Below are 18,164 nucleotides of genomic sequence, written 5' to 3' on the forward strand. Positions count from 1 at the left end.
GAGTCCTGAGGCCGTTGCAATGAAAATGAGAATCAAGGTGCGGGTTTTGTCTTTTTGTCTGCGTGAAAAAATGTTCTTGCAGCAGAAACCCGCGCGTGTATACTCGAATACGTTTGTTCAACTACGTGCCGGCCAAGGTGGTACGGCACCTCTAGAAGAGTAAGGAATTGCACATGGATTACATCCGCGCAATCGAGCGTCAGCAGATCCGCGAGGACATTCCTCAGGTTCGCGTCGCCGACAACGTCAAGGTTCACTACCGCATTAAGGAAGGCGACCGCGAGCGCATCCAGGTCTTCCAGGGCGACGTCATCCGCATGGCCGGCGCCGGTGCCCGCGAGACCTTTACCGTCCGCAAGATGTCCTTCGGTGTCGGTGTTGAGCGTACCTTCCCGCTTCACAGCCCCAAGATCGCCAAGCTCGAGGTCGTCCGTCATGGTCGCGTCCGTCGCGCCAAGCTGTACTATCTCCGCGACAAGGTGGGCAAGGCTGCTCGCATCCCCGAGAAGCGCTAAGAAGATCGCAGCGTCTGTCCACTCGTTTGGGCACAAGGGTCACCTTCGGGTGGCCCTTCTTTTTATCTGATTTGCATGCAAGGAGGGCCTGGTATGGCCAACATGACGAGCTCGGTTTCGGCATCGCAGGTTGCCGGAGAGCTGGCAAGCGCAACGTTTGAGGAGATCCCCGCCCTCGTGGAGCATTATCGCGAGGACCCGCGCCAGCAGGTGATCAAGGCTTGTGAACGCGCCCTCAAACGCCATGACAAAGAGCTTGCCGAGCGCGAGCGCGTCAATGACATGTACGAGCTTATGCATGAGCTTGGCGGCGATGGAGTGGTCGTTGGTGTCGACGAGGTGGGTCGCGGATCGGTGGCCGGTCCTTTGACGGTATGCGCCGTCTGCCTTCCTATGGAGCCGCGCGTCTGGGGCATCAACGATTCCAAAAAGCTCACGCCGGCGCGCCGCGAGTTGCTCTCAGTGAAGATTGCCGAGGTGGCGACGGCGATCGGTTTTTGCCATATCGCGCCGAAGGATATCGATGAGATGGGCATGGCCCGTGCTATCCGTACCGCCGTTGCGGGCGCCGTGGCCGATACGGGACTTGAACCCGACTGCGTCCTCATGGATGGCAACCCCTTGGGCGCCGTTCCTAACGAGCGCGATGTGGTGAAGGGCGATGCCAAGATCGCCTGCATCGCCGCGGCGTCCATCATGGCCAAGGTCACGCGTGACGAGATGATGGTCGAGTACGACGCCGAATACCCCGAGTACCATCTGGCCGAGTCGAAGGGCTATGCGAGCCCCGAGCATATCGAGGCCATTCGCAAACATGGACTTTGTCCGCTGCACCGCGTGAGCTTTTGCGGAAACTTTCTGCAGACTGAGCGCCTTTTCTAGGCCAATTGTGGAGATAGGGACCTTAAAGGTTCTATAAACCTGCTGGTAGCGGGCCGTATGCAACAGCATTGCTGCGTACGGCCCGTTTTTTGACGGCATTTGGTCAGCTTTTGGTTTGCTTCCGGTACTTACCCGCATGAAAGGTGCCCTCATCATCGGGGCAATGCAGTGTGCGGGAAAGGAGACCCCATGAGTGCCGCAAGCAAAAAGAGCAAGACGCAGCAGCTCAAGGAGCGTTGGGAAAACGGCGAGCTCGACTGCGGGGCGATGACGCCCGAGTTTATCAAGGGACTCAGTCCCCGCGAGCTGGGCATGCTGGGCGAGCTGATCACCATCGACTACTTTAACGAACGCGGCTACACCTTGCTGGAGCAGGGTTATCGTTGCACCGAGGGCGAGGCCGATCTGGTGCTGCTCGATGAGCTCGACGATGTCGTGGTGATGGCCGAGGTCAAGACCAGACGCGTCGCACTGGATTGCAACACGCGGGTCTTTCCCGAGGAGGCCGTGGACGCTCAAAAGCAACGCCGCTACCGCCGCATCGCAAGCTGCTATCTTATGGAGCATTATCCGCTCAAGGCGATTCGCTTCGATGCCGTGGGTGTCACCATTCGCGGCGGGCATATCGCCGAGATCGAGCATCAGTACAACGCGTTCGATTGGCAGGTGTCGTGATGGCGTTCGAGACGTTTGCCGTTCACGCGGCCTGCATCCGTGGCGTCGAGGCGATTCACGTCACGGTCGAGGTCTCGCTTGCCGGTGGCGTTCCGGGCATTCAGATGCTCGGTATTCCGAGTATGGAGGTGATGGAGTCACGCGGTCGTATTCGCTGCGCGATGCGCTCCGCCGGGTTCGAGATCCCACGCTCGGGCATTACGGTCAACCTAGCGCCCGGTGATATTCGCAAGACCGGTAGCGGCTTTGATTTGCCCATCGCCATCGCGGTTCTGGCGGCCGATGGGCAGATTCCCCGCGACAACCTCGATCGCTGCCTTATCGCCGGCGAGCTCGGCTTGGACGGTACGGTGCTTCCTGTCAAGGGCGAGGTGGCGTTTCAGCTATTGGCGCGTGATATGGGGCTGTCCTTTATCGCCGGCAGGTCCGATCAGCATGTGCCGCTTGCGGGCGTGGATTGTGGATTCATCGATCATTTGTCTCAGCTTGCCCATGGCATGGGCGATGCCGCGCGGCACTACTTGGATTCTGAAGTGCTCGAGGCGACCTTTGAGCCCGAGCTCGACTATGCCGACGTGCTAGGGCAGGAGGTTGCCAAACGCGGCATGGCGCTTGCGGCGGCAGGAGAACTCGGTTTGCTTATGATCGGGTCCCCGGGATCGGGCAAGACGATGCTCGCGCGTCGTATGACCGGCATCCTGCCCGAGCTTTCCGTTGAGGATCAACAGGAGGCGCTGTGCATCCATTCGGTTTTGGGTGAGAACATTGATGGCTTGTTGGCGGGGCACCGGCCCTTCCGCAGCCCCCATCACAGTATTTCGACCGCAGGTCTTATCGGCGGTGGGCGCCCGGTGCACCCGGGTGAGATTAGCCTTGCTCATGGCGGCGTGCTATTTTTGGACGAGCTTGCCGAGTTTCCCACGGGTGTGCTGCAGACGCTGCGTCAGCCCATCGAACGCGGCTATGTGAGGATCGTGCGCGTCGACGGGGCTTTTACCTTCCCGTCGCGCTTTCAGCTGCTGGCTGCGAGCAATCCCTGCCCCTGCGGCTTTTTGGGCGATCGTGAGGTACCGTGTCGCTGCTCGGCGGCGATGGTCGAGCGCTATCGGTCTAAACTGCGCGGTCCTTTGGCCGACCGTATCGACATGATGATCGATGTGACCCGTCCCGACCCTCAGGTGATTATCGAGGGCGCGGAGGGTATGTCGTCTGCCGAGTTACGTGACTACGTTGTGCGCGGTCGCGCTTTTCGCGCTTGGCGCGAATCCCGTATGGACGATGCGGATGCCGAGGCCGAGGATGACGAGACACGGTCCATTGACGGCGTCGTTTCGACCTTTGAGCTCGATGATGCGGCGGAGAAGTGTGTGCTCGGCCTGTCGAAGCGCACGCATCTCACGGGCCGCGGCATCGTGCGCCTGGTGCGTATCGCGCGTACAATCGCCGACGTCGCCGAGAGCGAGCAAGTGACGCAGGACCACGTGCTCGAGGCGGCGATGTACCAGGGAAGGAGGGACCAATGATGGCCGAGGGGACCTTCGAGCTGCATCCAGGTGACGCGTTGTATCCCGAGACCGTTTTGGAGCTTTCTGATGTACCCCAGACACTCTATGTGCGCGGCAACCCCGAGGTGCTTTCGACGCCCGCGCTCTCCATCATCGGCGCGCGCAAGGCCTCTCCGTATGGTCTTGCCGTGGCAGAGCTTGCGGCAAAGGTTGCGGTCGAGGCGGGCGTGACAGTAGTTTCGGGCGGCGCGGTCGGTTGTGACCAGGCCTCGGGTTGGGCTGCGGTCAATGCCGGCGGCAAACACGTCGTGGTGCTGGGGACGGGCGCCGACGTGGTCTACCCGCGTTCGAGCGCGGGGCTTATTACGCGCACGCTCGATACGGGTGGCGCGGTCGTGTCGATCTCTCCGTGGGGCATGGGTCCGCGCAAGTTTGCCTTTCCGCGCCGCAATCGCGTAATCGCGGCCCTGTCGCAAGCCCTCTTTGTATCCGAGGCGGGTATGCCTTCCGGGACGTTTTCTACAGCCGAGGCTGCTATGGATTTGGGGCGAGAACTTCTTGCCGTGCCAGGGTCGATCCTATCGCCCGAGTCGCGTGGCACGAATTACCTCATTGCGAACGGTGCCTGCTGCATCATCGACGAGGAATCTATCGAGATGGCTATTTCACGCATCTACGGCACCCTGCGCTACTCGCGCCCCGATGCTCCCGGCATTGCCGACCTGGATCAAACACAGCAGACCGTGATGCATGCGCTCATCGCCTCTCCGCTCAAGGTCGACGACATCGCGGCGCTCGTCTCGCTCGATGCCGTCGGCGTACTCAAGCTCTTGGGTTCGCTTGAGCTCGAGGGCCTTATCGAGCGCATGATGGATGGAAGGTATGCGCCCTCCAAGTTTGCCCTTCACGCCCAGACGCCCTTCGGTCACAATGGAAAACGTGTCAATTAGAAAGGTGTTTGCAGATGCTGTTTGATCAGGTGACGGTTATCGGTGGCGGTCTGGCGGGTTCGGAATGCGCGATTCAGCTGGCAGACCGCGGGTTTGCCGTAAAGCTGTGCGAGATGCGCCCCCAGGTGAGCTCCCCGGCCCACCATACCGATCACCTGGCAGAGCTCGTCTGCTCCAATTCGTTTAAGTCGACCCGTCCGGATTCCGCGGCTGGTTTGCTGAAAGCTGAGCTTGAGCGCATGGGTTCAGTCCTGCTCGATTGCGCCCATCGCGCGGCTGTTCCCGCCGGTGGTGCCTTGGCGGTCGACCGCGTCAAGTTTTCCGAGCTTGTCGAGGCCGAGGTTGCCGCCCGTCCCAATATCGAGATCATTCACGGCGAGGTCACGCAGATTCCCGAGGGCCATGTGGTCATTGCCGCCGGCCCCCTGTGCTCGCCGGCGCTGAGCGAAGAGGTCATGAAGCTCGTCGGTGGCGACGCCCTTGCGTTCTTCGATGCCGCGGCGCCGATCGTCGATGCCTCCACGCTCGATATGGACGTGCTGTTCTCGCAGTCGCGCTACGAGGAACAGGGGAGCGGCGACTATCTCAACGCTCCACTCAATAAGGAGGAGTACGAGGCCTTTATCGAGGCGCTTACCACGGCCGACCGCGTGGTGCTCAAGGACTTTGAGGGCGGCGATCTGTTCCAGGCATGCCAGCCTGCCGAGGAGGTTGCGCGCACCGGCAAGGACGCCATTCGCTTTGGCGCCATGAAGCCCGTCGGCCTCACCGACCCGCGTACCGGACGTCGCCCCTGGGCGGCGATTCAACTGCGTGCCGAGAACAAGGAGAAGACCGCCTATAACCTGGTGGGCTTCCAGACCAACCTGACCTTTGGCGAGCAGAAGCGCGTCTTCCATATGGTGCCGGGTCTGGAGAACGCCGAGTTCTTCCGCTACGGTGTCATGCACCGCAATACCTTTGTCGACGCCCCGCACGTGCTCGATGGCACCTTTGCCGTGCCCGGTACCGGCGTGCGCCTGGCCGGTCAGATCACCGGCACCGAGGGCTATATGGAGGCCGTGGCGACCGGTCTGCTCGCGGCGCTCAACACCTATGCCGAGGCTATCGGTGCCGCGGGCGTCGAGCTGCCGCGCGTGGGCGCCCTGGGCGCGCTCGTGGGCTATGCGACCGATCCGGCAACGGTGGACTATCAGCCCATGCACGTCAACTTTGGCTTGGTGCCGCCGCTCGAGGACGGCAAGCGCCGCAGTAAGCGCGACCGCTACCAGGCCTATGCGGACCGTGCGCTCGAGGCTCTTGATGCCTATCTGGCAACTCGCCCCGATCTGTTTGGAGGCGACCGGTCATAGCCTTTGACCTGTACGACACCGTCGACTCGTTTATCGCCTATATCGCACGTGTCGAGGGACTTTCTCCCAACACGGTGACGGCCTATGGCTCGAGGCTGGAGCGCTTTGCTGCCTGGTGCGAGCGCGAGGATATCGATGCTTTCGCTGCCGACGTGCGCACCATTCGTCGCTATCTTGCCGAGCTTTCGCGTGAGCAGGTTGCTCCCCGAACGCTTGCGGCGCATCTGTCGGCTATCCGATCGCTCTATCGATGGATGGCTGCCGAGGGGGTCGTGGAGGGCGATGCGGTCTCGGCAATTTCCTCGCCCAAGCTCCCGCGCGATCTGCCCGGTGTGCTGACGAACCAACAGGTGGAGGCGCTCCTCAAAGCCCCTGATACCTCAACCCCCGCGGGACTGCGCGATGCGGCGATGCTCGAGCTGCTCTATGCCTCGGGTGCTCGTATCTCTGAGCTCGCAGCACTCAATGTGGAGTCCATCGCTTGGTCCGAACGCACGCTGCGCCTGTGGGGCAAGGGGAGCAAGGAACGTATCGTCCCTCTGTATCGTCGCGCGCTCGAGGCGACGCGTCTCTATATTGAGGAGGGGCGGCCGGAGTTGCTCGCTCAGGCAAAGCGCCGTGACCCCACTACCGGGCCGCATCCGCTGCTTATATCGGCGCGCGGTAATCGCATGAGTGCCGCCATGCTCAGGCGGCGGTTCCATACTCTGGCGACACTCGCCGGCATTCCGGCCGACATCGCCCCGCATGCGATGCGCCATACCTTTGCGACCGACTTGCTCGAGGGCGGTGCGGACCTGCGCTCGGTTCAAGAGCTGCTGGGTCATGCGAGCCTGTCCACGACGCAGATCTACACGCACCTCACGCCCGATCGGCTCAAACGTGCCGTGGCTCAAGCCCATCCCCGAGGCGAATAGTGGCTGGGACGTCCCGCGCCGCACTCAGGTGTGTGGTTTTGATTGCGGGTTGGCACGAAGATGCATTCCTGCTATCATTCATCGGGTTGCTTCACGGCAACATGTTTTTATCACGCACGCGCGGCTACTTCATACCGTGGTGCCCGGGCTTTGGTAGCACATGTCCGGGTTGGTTTTGGAGGATGACCCCGCGCGGAGGCAAACCACAGGAGGTTTAACATGGCTACCAAGATTAATATCCGCACCCTGCTCGAGGCCGGCTGCCACTTCGGTCACCAGACCCGTCGCTGGAACCCCAAGATGAAGCCGTTCATCTTCGGTGAGCGCAACGGCATCTACATCCTCGACCTCAAGCAGACCATCCTCGACGCCGACCAGGCCTACACCTTCGTCAAGAACGTCGCCAAGGGTGGCAACGTGCTGTTCGTCGGCACCAAGAAGCAGGCTCAGGAGGCCGTCAAGAACGCTGCTGAGCGCGCTAATATGCCCTACATCAACCAGCGTTGGCTCGGCGGTATGCTGACCAACTTCGTCACCATCCGCTCCCGCATCAACCGCATGGAGGAGCTCGAGGCCATGGTCGAGGACGGCCGCATGGCAGTGCTCCCCAAGAAGGAGCAGGCTGTGCTCGGCAAGGAGCTCACCAAGCTCCAGACCAACCTCGGTGGCGCCCGCGACATGAAGGGTCTGCCCCAGGCTCTCTTCGTCATCGACACTAAGCGCGAGGAGAACGCCATCAAGGAGGCTCAGCGCCTGAACATCCCCGTCGTCGCTCTGATCGACACCAACTCCGATCCCGACGAGGTCGAGTACGGCATCCCCTGCAACGATGACGCTATCTCCGCTGTCACCCTTATGTGCGAGCTCATGGCTGACGCCTGCCTCGCTGGCTCCGGTAAGGAGCAGGTCTCCGAGGCCGAGATGGCCGCTGAGCCCAAGGCCGAGTAAATCAGTCTTAGTTAATTCTTTTTCATCTCTTTGAAAGGAACCACAATGGCCCAGATTACCGCCGCTATGGTCAAGCAGCTCCGCGAGATGACCGACTCTCCGATGATGGAGTGCAAGAAGGCTCTCGTCGAGGCTGACGGCGACATGGACGCCGCTGTCGACGTTCTGCGTAAGAACGGCCTTGCCAAGGCTGCCAAGAAGGCTGGCCGTGAGACCAACGAGGGCGCTGTCGCCGCGTTCGTCTCCGAGGATGGCAAGACCGGCGCTCTGCTCGAGCTCTCCTGCGAGACCGACTTCGTTGGCTCCAACGCCAAGTTCACCGGCTTTGCTTCTAAGGTCGCTGAGGTTGTCGCTACCACCGAGCCTGCTGACGTCGACGCTCTGCTCGAGAAGCCGATGGGCGAGGAGACCGTTTCCTCCGAGCTCACCGAGATGATTCACATCATGGGCGAGAACATGAAGATCTCCCGCTTCGCTGCCCGCAAGGCCGAGAACGGCGCGCTCGCTTCTTACATCCACATGGGTGGTAAGATCGGCGTCCTCGTCGAGTTCGCCTTCGAGAAGGCCGAGACCGCTCAGGCTGAGTCCTTCAAGACCTTCGCTCACGACGTTGCCCTTCAGGTTGCCGCCGTCGCCCCGATCTGCGCTACCCGCGATCAGGTTCCGGCCGAGACCGTCGAGCACGAGAAGCAGATCTACATGGCCCAGGCTGCCGAGTCCGGCAAGCCCGAGGCTATCCAGGAGAAGATGGCTGTTGGCCGTCTGGAGAAGTTCTACAAGCAGTCCGTGCTCACCGAGCAGGAGTTCATCAAGGACAGCTCCCTCACCATCAAGAAGTACGCTGAGCAGGTCTCCAAGGAGCTCGGCGACACCATTACCGTCGTTGCCTTTGACCGTCTGGTCCGTGGCGAGTAAATAAGCTCTTGTAGCTGGTAATGAGCAGGCTGTGGGTTTTACTCACAGCCTGCTTTTTCATGGCTCTTATCAGAGCCTTTGATATCATATTGAGAGTCTAATTAAAGGAGGATCGCTTTGTCCGACATCCGATATAAACGAGTGCTTCTTAAGCTTTCCGGCGAAGCGCTGATGGGCGACGGCCAATATGGCATCGACCCCAAGGTTACCGATCATCTTGCCAAGCAGGTCAAGGAGCTGCTCGCCGTTGGCCATGAGGTCGGCGTCGTTGTCGGCGGCGGCAATATTTTCCGCGGCATGGCAGGCGCTGCCGGTGGCATGGAGCGTGCTCAGGCCGACTACATGGGCATGCTCGCGACCGTTATGAACGCGCTCGCCCTGCAGGATGCTTTCGAGCATAACGATGTTCCCTGCCGCGTGATGAGCGCTATCCAGATGAACGAGATCTGCGAGCCCTATATTCGCCGTCGCGCCATCAACCACCTTTCCAAGGGCAACGTTGTTATTTTTGCCGCCGGTTCGGGCAATCCGTACTTTACGACCGACACCGCCGCGGCTCTTCGTGCGTGCGAGATCGGCGCCGAGATTCTGATTAAAGCCACCAAGGTTGACGGCATCTACGACAAGGATCCCGTCAAGTGCGCCGATGCCGTCCGTTTTGACAAGATTACCTATCACGAGGTTCTCGTTCGCGGTCTGCAGGTTATGGATTCCACAGCTACGGCCCTGTGCCAGGATAACCGTATGCCTATTTTGGTCCTCAACATCGATGGCGAGGACACCGTCAAGCGCGCGCTCGCGGGTGAGCCCGTCGGCACGCTCGTCTATCAGGAGGATTAAGCATGGCAGAGAACATCACCGCCCATATGGACAAGTCGCTCGAGTCCCTCAAGCATAACTTCTCCAAGGTCCGTACCGGTCGTGCCAACGCCAACATTCTGTCCGACATCACCGTCGATTATTACGGTGTCCCCACGCCGGTCACGCAGGTTGCCGCCGTCAAGACCCCCGAGGCTCACATGCTGCTCATCGAGCCGTGGGATAAGGCGCTCATCAATGCTATCGTCAAGGCCATCGGCGCTTCCGATCTGGGTATTACCCCCAACTCCGATGGCACCGTCGTTCGTCTGCCGTTCCCGGCTCCCACTGAGGAGCGCCGTCGCGAGCTCGTCAAGGAGTGCCGCGAGTACGCCGAGCAGGCCAAGGTGTCTATCCGTAACATCCGTCGCGACTTCAACAACAAGCTCGAGCGCGATGAGGAGCTCACCGAGGACGACGTACGTCGCGAGCAGGCCAAGGTCCAGAAGCATACCGATGAGTATGTCGCCAAGGTCGAGGAGCTTCTGAAGGAAAAAGAAGCCGAGGTCATGGAGATCTAAGGTGCAATACGACGAGCATAAACTGGTCGAGTACTTTGCCGACGCCCCTGCGGGCGTCGGTTTTTCCGACCTTGACCTCAATAACATTCCGCACCATATCTCGTGCATCATGGACGGCAACGGTCGTTGGGCCACGTCGCGCGGTCTTGCACGCACCGAGGGCCACAAGGCGGGTATCGTCTCGCTGCGCGAGATCATTACCGCCTGCGTGCGCCTGGGCGTCGACGTGCTTTCGGCCTATGCGTTTTCTACCGAAAACTGGAACCGCCCGCAGCATGAGGTCAACGTCTTGATGCATCTGTTTGCCAAGACGTTTATCGACGAGCTGCCGCTTCTGAAGCGCGAAAACGTGCGCGTTGTCTTTTTGGGTGACATTTCCGCGCTGCCCAAGAAGACCCGCGACGTTTTTGAACGCGGTCTTGCCGAGTGCGCCGATCACACCGGTATGACGCTGGCGCTTGCCGTCAACTACGGCGCGCGTGCCGAGATTACCCGTGCTGTCCGTCAGATCGCAGTCGACGCTGCCGCCGGTAAGATCGATCCTGCCGCAATTGATGACGACATGGTGGCTTCCCACCTCTATACCGCCGGTCTTCCCGATCCCGAACTTGTGATTCGCACCTCTGGTGAGCTGCGCCTTTCGAACTATCTGCTGTGGCAGGTGGCTTATTCCGAATTCTACGTCACCGATACCTATTGGCCCGACTTTGATCGTTGGGGCCTTGTCGACGCCATTTTGGCCTATCAGGGCCGTGACCGTAGGTTTGGTGGACTGAGCAAGACCGAGGAGGCTTAATCGTGTCCGATCGTCCCAAGGCATCTGCTCCCAAGACGCCTGTGCGCAAAGCTGCCACTGCGGGAGCGCCTGCAGCGAAGAGCGGCACCGGTTCGTGGCTGGCGGGCTTTATTACCCGTGCCGCCGCCGGTATCGTCTACGCCGTTGTCTTTATCCTGTGCCTGGTTTTGGGTATCGTGCCCACGGCCATCTTTGTTTCTGTCATGAGCGGTCTGTGCTGCTATGAGTTTTTCCGTATGACAAGGCTCGATGGCAAGATGGCTAACGAGCGCATGGGTATCGCTGCCGCCGTACTCTTTCCGCTGTCGGCGTTGGGCGATTCGATGTTGCTGAATGCCCTGCTTTTTGCCTTGATGCTCGCTGTGGGCATTTGGTATGTCTGGTCGCCGCGTACCCGCATCTCTGATGTGGCCGTGACGCTCATGGGTCCCATCTACACTGGCTTTATGCTGTCGGCTATCGTGCTGCTGCGCGATGCCGTGCCCGGTTTTGCCGGCGCCCTGCTTTCAGTGGGCGTTTGCGCGTCCCTTTGGGTCTCCGATTCGTTTGCCTACATCGTGGGCAGCCGTATCGGCAAGCACAAGATGGTTCCCAAGATCTCTCCCAAAAAGAGCTGGGAGGGGTTTGCCGGCGGCATCTTGGGCTCGGTTTTGATTTGGCTCATCCTGTGGGCGACGCACTTCTACAAGCTCAGCCTGCCCTATGCGCTGCTGTGCGGCGTGGTCGTGTCCATTCTGGGCGTTATCGGCGACCTTATCGAGTCGCGCATCAAGCGCGGTGTGGGCGTCAAAGATTCCGGCAACCTTATCCCGGGCCACGGCGGAATGCTCGATCGTAGCGATTCGCTTATCTTCGGCTGCATCACCGCGCAGCTGTTGCTGATGATCGGAGGCGTGCTGTAATGTCCTTCCAGACGACGTATGGCCCCGATGGACGCCTTCGCGTTGCCATCCTGGGTTGTACGGGCTCTATCGGCACCCAGGCGCTCGATGTGTGCCGCCAGCATGCCGATCGCCTGCAGGTGACGGCGCTGTCCGTTAACTCCAGTACCTCCGAGCTCGTTGCCGCTGCCCGCGAGTTCTCGGTTCCGGCGGTTGCCGTGGCCGATGTCGATCATGGCGATGACGCCGTGCTGCAGGAGTTGCCCGAGGGAACGAAGCTCGGCGTTGGCGCGCAGGCGGTTTGCGAGCTCGCGCGTCGCGACGATGTCGACTGCGTGCTTGTCGCTATTGTGGGCGCCGCCGGTCTCGAGGCGAGCCATGCGGCCTTGACCTCGAATAAGCGCCTTGCCCTTGCCAACAAGGAGTCCCTCGTCGTCGGTGGCGACTTGCTTATGCCGTTGGCGCAACCGGGCCAGCTTATTCCGGTCGACTCTGAGCATTCCGCCATCTACCAGTGCTATCTGGGGGAGAACCCGCGCGAGGCCCACTGCATTTGGCTCACCTGCTCGGGCGGTCCGTTCTTTGGCCGCACGCGCGACGAGCTCGATCGCGTGACGCGTGCCGATGCCCTCGCGCATCCCACGTGGGCCATGGGTGCCAAGATCACCATTGACTCCGCCACCCTCATGAACAAGGGCCTGGAGCGCATTGAGGCCATGCATCTGTTTAACTGCGACCTCGATTTCATTAACGTGGTCGTGCAGCGTCAGTCCAAGATTCACTCTATGGTCGAGTTCGCCGACGGCTCCGTGATGGCGCATCTCGGTGCATCCGACATGCGTATTCCCATCCAGTTCGCGTTCTCGTATCCCGAGCGTTGGGATACTCCGGCGCCTCGTATCGATTTCCGCGAGCTGGGGCAGCTCACGTTTGATGCTGCCGACATGGATACCTTCCGCTGTCTGGCACTGGCCGAGCGTGCCGGCAAGACGGGTGGCACCATGCCGTGCGTGCTCAATGCCGCCAACGAGGTCGCCGTCGATGCCTTCCTGCACGATGGCTGCAGCTTTACCGATATCGATCGCATTGTGGAATCCTGCATGGACGCCCACGATATGCAGGTGGTCGATTCGTTTGAGCAGCTTCGCGACATCGATGCGTGGGCGCGTGAAAAGGCTGCGCAGGTGCTCGCCGCAACCCGTTCCTAACCCATAAGGATTGCTTTTTCGTTTTATGGATACTGTTCTGAGCGTTCTCTCATCGGTCTTTTGGGGCCTGCTGATGCTTTCCGTCCTCGTGTTTTTGCACGAGGGCGGCCACTTTTTGGCGGCGCGTGCCTGCGGCGTCCGTGTGACCGAGTTCTTTTTGGGTCTGCCGTGCCGCTTTGACATCCATTACACGTCGCGTCGCATTGGAACCAAGTTTGGCGTGACCCCGCTGCTGCTGGGTGGCTACGCTGCCATCTGCGGTATGGATCCGACCGATGTTTCGTGCGCCGACCGCGTGCTCGCGGCTATCTATCGTCATGGTCGCGTGACCGTGGCCGACCTTGCTGTCGAGCTCGAGCTTTCCGAGGAGGATGTGCTCGAGGCATGCGCCCTTTTGCTGGGCTGGGGCTCCATCGCGCCCTGGTATGAGGAAGGGGAGAAGCCCTCGCCGAGCTACTATCCCACCAAATATCAGACGTTGCCGCGAGACAAGGCAGGCTATACCACCTTTGATGGTCGCCGTTTCGATCGCGAACATGCGACTGCCGAGGGCGATGTGTGGGAGCTGCCGTGCGGCGAGGCCGAGTTCCTTGCGCAAGAGCGCTCGCACACCTATCTTGGCCAAGGCTTTCTCAAGCGCGCCTTTATGCTGCTCGCGGGCATTATCGTCAATATCTTGACGGGTTTTTTGCTCCTTATGAGCATCTATTCCATTGCGGGTGTCACCGTGCCGATGGATACCAACGTGATCGGTCAGGTTGACGAGGGGTCTATTGCCGCCAAGGCGGGTATCGAGGGCGGTGACGCGATCCTTTCGGTTGACGGTGTCTCATGTTCCACTTGGATGGATGTCTACGATGCCATCGGCAAGGCTGCCGGTAAGGACGATATCGCCATCGAGTACGAGCGTGACGGCAAGCAGCATTCGACCACGGTTGCGCTCAAAGAGGACGAGCGCCTAGGTGTGTATGCCTCTACGCAGGTGGTCCGTTTAGACCCCATCACGTCGGCTCGCCTGTCGTTCTCCTATGTCGTGCAGACAGCGGATGGCGTGATGCGCCTGCTCCAGCCGCAGCATACGATGGAGATTCTCGATCAGTCTTCTTCGATCGTTGGTATTAGCGTTATGTCCTCACAGGCCGCTGCTGCCGGCCCTGCCACGTTCCTTTCGTTTGCCGCCCTCATTTCGTTCTCGCTTGGCTTTATGAACCTGCTGCCCATCCCACCACTCGATGGCGGCAAGCTGGTCATCGAGATCATTCAGAAGATTGCGGGCCGCGAGCTGCCGCTCAAAGTGCAGACAATCGTCAGCTATGTCGGCATCGCGCTCTTTGCACTGCTGTTTGTCTATATGCTTCGTTCCGACATCCTTCGTTTTATTCTGTAGGGGAGTGTTTGGATTGTCTTTATCCCATCCTTTGCCTCGCGAGTTGACACGCCCCGTGCATGTGGGCGGCGTGCAGATCGGTGGTGGCGCTCCGGTCGTGGTTCAGTCTATGACCTGCACCGATACTGCTGATGCCCAGGCAACGCTTGCGCAAGTGTGCGCGTTGGCGCAGGCTGGCTGCGATATCGTGCGCGTGAGCGTGCCTACCGAGGCTGCGCTCGAGGGCTTTCGCACGATTTGTGCCGAGTCTCCGGTGCCAATCGTCGCCGATATCCATTTTAACCATAAGCTTGCCATTGGCGCTGTCGAGGCTGGTGCCTCTAAGCTGCGCATCAACCCCGGCAATATCGGCGATTGGGCCAAGGTTGACGCGGTGATCGATGCTGCGGGTGCCGCGGGCTGTGCGATTCGTATCGGCGTCAATGCCGGTTCGCTTGAGCAGGATATCGCCGAGCGCGACGACCTCACGCAGCCCGAAAAGCTCGTGATGTCGAGCGAACGCTTTGTGCGGCACTTTGAGGACCGTGGGTTTACCAACATCGTGCTATCCGCCAAGGCCCATAGCGTACAGACGACGCTTGATACCTATCGCGCCCTGTCGCGCGAGATACCGCATGTTCCGCTCCACCTGGGCGTGACGGAGGCGGGGACCAAGCTTCAGGGCACCATCAAGAGCTCTGTAGGCTTGGGTATCTTGCTTTCCGAAGGCATCGGTGACACCATGCGTGTGTCGCTCACGGCCGATCCGGTTGAGGAGCCGCCGGTCGCCTGGGGAATTTTGCAGTCACTGGGCCTGCGTCGCCGTGGTCCCGAGATTGTCTCTTGCCCCACGTGCGCCCGCTGCCAGGTTAACCTGATTCCCATCGCCGAGGAGGTCACCGAGCGGCTTAAGAACTATGCCGCGCCGCTTTCGATTGCCGTCATGGGATGTGCCGTTAATGGCCCCGGTGAGGCTTCTGATGCCGACCTGGGCGTTGCTTGCGGACGTGGTCAGGCCTTGCTCTTTTCGCATGGCCAGATCATTGGTAAAGTAGCTGAGGATCAAATTGTCGACGCGCTTATGGCCGAGGTCGACAAACTAATTGAGGAGAAATAAATGACCCGAGCAATGTATATGTCTAAGCTCTATGCGCCGACGCTCAAAGAGGATCCGGCGGACGCTGAGCTCGCCAGCCACCGCCTGCTGCTCCGTGCCGGCATGATCCGCAAAGAGGCCGCCGGTCTGTATTCCTACCTGCCGCTTGCTTGGCGCTCGATCCGCAAGATTGAGAATATCGTGCGAGACGAGATGGACGCTGCCGGCGCCCAGGAGCTTATGATGCCTATCATGGTCGACGCCGAGTTGTGGCGTGAGTCCGGCCGCATCGACGCCTATGGCAAGGAGCTTGTGCGCTTTGACGACCGTCACGGTCGCGAGTTCGTCCTGGGTCCCACGCACGAGGAGACCGTCACGGCCCTGGTGCGCAACGAGCTGCGCTCCTACAAACAGCTGCCCGTTAACCTGTACCACATTCAGGACAAGTTCCGCGACGAGTTCCGTCCCCGCTTTGGCCTGATGCGCGGCCGCGAGTTCATCATGAAGGACGCCTACAGCTTCTCCGCCACGCAGGAGAGTCTGCAGGAGGAGTACGACAAGATGAAGCAGGCCTACGCCAACATCTGCGAGCGCTGCTACATCAAGGCTCTGCCCGTTGTCGCCGACTCCGGCGAGATCGGTGGCGATACCTCCGTCGAGTACATGGCTTTGGCTGACGCCGGCGAGGCTTCGCTCGTCTACTGCGACGATTGCGGCTTTGCAGCCGACGATGAGGCCGCAAGCACCAAGGTCGTTGTGACCGAGGGTCCTGGCGACGGTGCGCTTACCAAGGTCGAGACTCCGGGCATGGGCACCATCGAGGCCGTTGCAAAGTTCTTCGGCTTCCCCGAGAACGGCACGCGCAAGTCTCTGGCACTCATCGACGCCGAGGGCAAGCCCGTCGTGGCCATTGTCCCGGGCGACCACGAGCTCAACGATTGCAAGGCCGAGCATGTCTTTGGCAAGGGCTATCGCATGATGACCGACGAGGAGCTTCAGGCGAACGGTCTGCACAAGGGCTTTATCGGACCGGTTAACTTGCCCGAGGGCATCCGTCTGGTGTGTGACGAGAGCCTGCGCGAGTCCAAGCAGTGGGCCTGCGGTGCCAACGAGGTCGATTATCACTTTACCGGTGCCTGCCCCGAGCGCGACTTTACCGTCGATGAGTGGGCAGATCTGGTCACCGTCGTTGCCGGCGATCCCTGCCCGCACTGCGGCAAGCCGCTCTCTGCTGCCCGCGGCATCGAGGTCTCGCAGGTCTTCCAGCTGGGCACCAAGTACTCCGAGGCCATGGGTGCCACCTTTATGGACGAGGACGGCAAGGAGAAGCCGCTCATCATGGGTTGCTACGGCGTTGGTGTGTCCCGCTCGCTTGCTGCCGTCGTGGAGCAGCACAACGACGAACACGGCATCGTCTGGCCGGTCTCCGTTGCCCCGTACGAGGTCGCGGTGATTCCGCTCGATCCCAAGAAGGAGGAGTGCGCAACCGTCTGCGACCAAATCGTCGAGGGCTTGTGCGCCGAGGGTATCGAGGTCGTCGTCGACGACCGTGACGAGCGTCCCGGCTTTAAGTTTGCCGATAACGACCTTATGGGATTCCCGTATCAGGTGGTGCTTGGCAAGCGTGGCCTTAAGAATGGCAACGTTGAGCTCAAGGACCGTGCCACGGGCGAGCGCGAGGACGTGGCGATTGACGAGGTCGTCGCCAAGGTTGCCGAGCTTGTTAAGGCGGCCCGCCGTTAATCGACGATTTCGCTTGTAGTTCGATATACGGGACGGCCCCGCATTTCTCCAGATCGGGGAGATGTGGGGCCGTCCTTTTATCTTGTGGCATCCTCGATATCTAAAAGGAAAACCCCACAGCCCATTCGAGCTGTGGGGTTTCCCTTTGTGCCTCCGATGCGAAATAAATCGCTCAGATATTACTGATAATCGACGACGTCGATCCAGTTCTTCAGGAACTCATCGTTCACGTTGCGCTTACGAGCGAGCTCGGAAGCGGCGACGATGCTCGTCCACTGACGCACGACCTGCATGGGCATGTCGGCGCGGTCGCAGTAGAGCTCCAGGTAGGCCTCAGCCTGATCCTTGCTGTTGAGGGCGAAGAGCAGGTAGGTGGTGGCAACGTCGGCAGCAGGGGAGCCCTGGGTGGCGTGTGCCCAGTCGCATACATAGAGCTGGCCGTCGTCGCCGACGATGACGTTGGAGGGGTTGAAGTCGCCGTGGCAGACCTTGAACTCCTTGGTCATGCCGTCCAGACGCTCCTGAAGGTTGTAGCGCGTGGTGGCATTAAGCTGATCAAGGCTGTCGATCATGCGGGCGAACTTGTCGCGCTGACGGTTGAGCAGCGGGGAGGTGTAGCCGTGGATCTCGATCTGGAGGTCGACGAACATCTCGAGATACTCACCAAAGCGCTGGGGCTCGGCAGTCATCTTCTCGGCAAGGGTGGTGCCCGGAACCTTCTCGGTCACGAGCGCCCAGCCGTTGGCGTTCTCGAGCTGGGAAACCTCGAGAGCCTTGGGGCTGCGGATGCCGCACTCATTGATGCGGGCAAGATTCAAAGCCTCGTTGAACACGTCGGAGACAGGCTTGGTCTCGTTAAAGACCTTGACGATCTTGTCGCCCAGGTCGTAAACGACCTTGTTGCCACGGCGGACGAGCTCGGTCTTGGAATCGGGTAGCAGCATGGTTGCATCCTTTCAACGATGCGATAGAAGCGACGGCGGGGGTGTGTGAAACACCCGTGCACCCCCGCCGTTAAAAACCGTGCTAAAACTAG

General features: G+C 60.4%; 18 protein-coding genes. 17 read left to right on the plus strand and 1 reads right to left on the minus strand.

The genetic code is table 11. From position 1 onward, the window contains the following. Nucleotides 1-173: 173 nt before the first annotated feature. From rplS to DWY03_RS02925, 17 genes are all read left to right on the plus strand, one after another. Nucleotides 174-515 (plus strand): 50S ribosomal protein L19, encoded by a 342-nt coding sequence (gene rplS, locus DWY03_RS02845; RefSeq protein ID WP_006236098.1) that lies wholly within the window; start codon nt 174-176, stop codon nt 513-515. 93 nt (nt 516-608) lie between these two features. Continuing rightward, complete coding sequence (locus DWY03_RS02850) at nt 609-1,397, plus strand: ribonuclease HII (protein ID WP_089573411.1); 789 nt, start codon at nt 609-611, stop codon at nt 1,395-1,397. Between the two features lie 189 nt (nt 1,398-1,586). After that, nucleotides 1,587-2,072 carry a YraN family protein gene (locus DWY03_RS02855; RefSeq protein WP_006236100.1) on the plus strand — a complete coding sequence of 162 codons (486 nt, stop codon included), beginning with the start codon at nt 1,587-1,589 and terminating at the stop codon, nt 2,070-2,072. After that, nucleotides 2,072-3,595, plus strand: coding sequence for a YifB family Mg chelatase-like AAA ATPase (locus tag DWY03_RS02860; protein WP_117766659.1), 1,524 nt, complete (start codon nt 2,072-2,074; stop codon nt 3,593-3,595). The genes DWY03_RS02855 and DWY03_RS02860 overlap by 1 nt, the downstream gene beginning before the upstream one ends. Continuing rightward, nucleotides 3,595-4,527: a DNA-processing protein DprA gene (locus DWY03_RS02865; RefSeq protein WP_117839912.1), complete on the plus strand. Its 933-nt coding sequence runs from the start codon at nt 3,595-3,597 to the stop codon at nt 4,525-4,527. Before DWY03_RS02860 ends, DWY03_RS02865 begins: the two co-directional genes overlap by 1 nt. A 14-nt stretch (nt 4,528-4,541) precedes the next feature. Beyond that, nucleotides 4,542-5,879: a methylenetetrahydrofolate--tRNA-(uracil(54)-C(5))-methyltransferase (FADH(2)-oxidizing) TrmFO gene (gene trmFO, locus DWY03_RS02870; protein ID WP_117839844.1), complete on the plus strand. Its 1,338-nt coding sequence runs from the start codon at nt 4,542-4,544 to the stop codon at nt 5,877-5,879. An 8-nt stretch (nt 5,880-5,887) separates the two neighbouring features. Then, nucleotides 5,888-6,796, plus strand: a complete 909-nt coding sequence (locus DWY03_RS02875) for a tyrosine recombinase (protein WP_370448063.1) — start codon at nt 5,888-5,890, stop codon at nt 6,794-6,796. A 219-nt stretch (nt 6,797-7,015) separates the two neighbouring features. Continuing rightward, a complete protein-coding gene (rpsB, locus tag DWY03_RS02880; RefSeq protein WP_006236109.1) occupies nt 7,016-7,744 on the plus strand; it encodes a 30S ribosomal protein S2 in 729 nt (242 codons plus the stop codon). Nucleotides 7,745-7,789: 45 nt separating this feature from the next. Continuing rightward, nucleotides 7,790-8,659, plus strand: coding sequence for a translation elongation factor Ts (gene tsf, locus DWY03_RS02885; RefSeq protein ID WP_022094736.1), 870 nt, complete (start codon nt 7,790-7,792; stop codon nt 8,657-8,659). A gap of 117 nt (nt 8,660-8,776) precedes the next feature. Then, nucleotides 8,777-9,499, plus strand: a complete 723-nt coding sequence (gene pyrH, locus DWY03_RS02890; protein WP_040359955.1) for a UMP kinase — start codon at nt 8,777-8,779, stop codon at nt 9,497-9,499. A 2-nt stretch (nt 9,500-9,501) separates the two neighbouring features. Further along, entirely contained in the window at nt 9,502-10,038 is a 537-nt protein-coding gene (gene frr / locus DWY03_RS02895) for a ribosome recycling factor (protein WP_006236112.1), read from the plus strand. A gap of 1 nt (nt 10,039) precedes the next feature. Continuing rightward, nucleotides 10,040-10,834: an isoprenyl transferase gene (locus tag DWY03_RS02900; protein WP_117629174.1), complete on the plus strand. Its 795-nt coding sequence runs from the start codon at nt 10,040-10,042 to the stop codon at nt 10,832-10,834. Between the two features lie 2 nt (nt 10,835-10,836). Next, complete coding sequence (locus DWY03_RS02905; protein ID WP_231500749.1) at nt 10,837-11,736, plus strand: phosphatidate cytidylyltransferase; 900 nt, start codon at nt 10,837-10,839, stop codon at nt 11,734-11,736. Further along, nucleotides 11,736-12,923: a 1-deoxy-D-xylulose-5-phosphate reductoisomerase gene (gene dxr, locus DWY03_RS02910; protein WP_117837150.1), complete on the plus strand. Its 1,188-nt coding sequence runs from the start codon at nt 11,736-11,738 to the stop codon at nt 12,921-12,923. Before DWY03_RS02905 ends, dxr begins: the two co-directional genes overlap by 1 nt. Nucleotides 12,924-12,948: 25 nt before the next feature. Continuing rightward, nucleotides 12,949-14,310: an RIP metalloprotease gene (locus DWY03_RS02915; protein ID WP_117564266.1), complete on the plus strand. Its 1,362-nt coding sequence runs from the start codon at nt 12,949-12,951 to the stop codon at nt 14,308-14,310. Nucleotides 14,311-14,323: 13 nt separating this feature from the next. Next, a complete protein-coding gene (gene ispG / locus DWY03_RS02920) occupies nt 14,324-15,406 on the plus strand; it encodes a flavodoxin-dependent (E)-4-hydroxy-3-methylbut-2-enyl-diphosphate synthase (RefSeq protein ID WP_117773531.1) in 1,083 nt (360 codons plus the stop codon). Further along, nucleotides 15,407-17,128 carry a proline--tRNA ligase gene (locus DWY03_RS02925; RefSeq protein ID WP_231500748.1) on the plus strand — a complete coding sequence of 574 codons (1,722 nt, stop codon included), beginning with the start codon at nt 15,407-15,409 and terminating at the stop codon, nt 17,126-17,128. 179 nt (nt 17,129-17,307) lie between these two features. On the opposite strand, the gene DWY03_RS02930 is transcribed toward DWY03_RS02925, so the two are convergent. Then, nucleotides 17,308-18,072 (minus strand): aminoglycoside phosphotransferase family protein, encoded by a 765-nt coding sequence (locus DWY03_RS02930; RefSeq protein ID WP_006236119.1) that lies wholly within the window; start codon nt 18,070-18,072, stop codon nt 17,308-17,310. Between the last annotated feature and the right edge of the window lie 92 nt (nt 18,073-18,164).

The organism is Collinsella sp. AF23-2 (genome assembly GCF_003459245.1).
Lineage (GTDB): Bacteria > Actinomycetota > Coriobacteriia > Coriobacteriales > Coriobacteriaceae > Collinsella.

Excerpts from the sequence above, each read along its gene's own strand:
- rplS (WP_006236098.1), top strand. The coding sequence starts at position 174 with ATGGATTACATCCGCGCAATCGAGCGTCAGCAGATCCGCGAGGACATT.
- DWY03_RS02850 (WP_089573411.1), top strand. The coding sequence starts at position 609 with ATGGCCAACATGACGAGCTCGGTTTCGGCATCGCAGGTTGCCGGAGAG.
- DWY03_RS02855 (WP_006236100.1), top strand. The coding sequence starts at position 1,587 with ATGAGTGCCGCAAGCAAAAAGAGCAAGACGCAGCAGCTCAAGGAGCGT.
- DWY03_RS02860 (WP_117766659.1), top strand. The coding sequence starts at position 2,072 with ATGGCGTTCGAGACGTTTGCCGTTCACGCGGCCTGCATCCGTGGCGTC.
- DWY03_RS02865 (WP_117839912.1), top strand. The coding sequence starts at position 3,595 with ATGGCCGAGGGGACCTTCGAGCTGCATCCAGGTGACGCGTTGTATCCC.
- trmFO (WP_117839844.1), top strand. The coding sequence starts at position 4,542 with ATGCTGTTTGATCAGGTGACGGTTATCGGTGGCGGTCTGGCGGGTTCG.
- rpsB (WP_006236109.1), top strand. The coding sequence starts at position 7,016 with ATGGCTACCAAGATTAATATCCGCACCCTGCTCGAGGCCGGCTGCCAC.
- tsf (WP_022094736.1), top strand. The coding sequence starts at position 7,790 with ATGGCCCAGATTACCGCCGCTATGGTCAAGCAGCTCCGCGAGATGACC.
- frr (WP_006236112.1), top strand. The coding sequence starts at position 9,502 with ATGGCAGAGAACATCACCGCCCATATGGACAAGTCGCTCGAGTCCCTC.
- dxr (WP_117837150.1), top strand. The coding sequence starts at position 11,736 with ATGTCCTTCCAGACGACGTATGGCCCCGATGGACGCCTTCGCGTTGCC.
- DWY03_RS02915 (WP_117564266.1), top strand. The coding sequence starts at position 12,949 with ATGGATACTGTTCTGAGCGTTCTCTCATCGGTCTTTTGGGGCCTGCTG.
- DWY03_RS02925 (WP_231500748.1), top strand. The coding sequence starts at position 15,407 with ATGACCCGAGCAATGTATATGTCTAAGCTCTATGCGCCGACGCTCAAA.
- DWY03_RS02930 (WP_006236119.1), bottom strand. The coding sequence starts at position 18,072 with ATGCTGCTACCCGATTCCAAGACCGAGCTCGTCCGCCGTGGCAACAAG.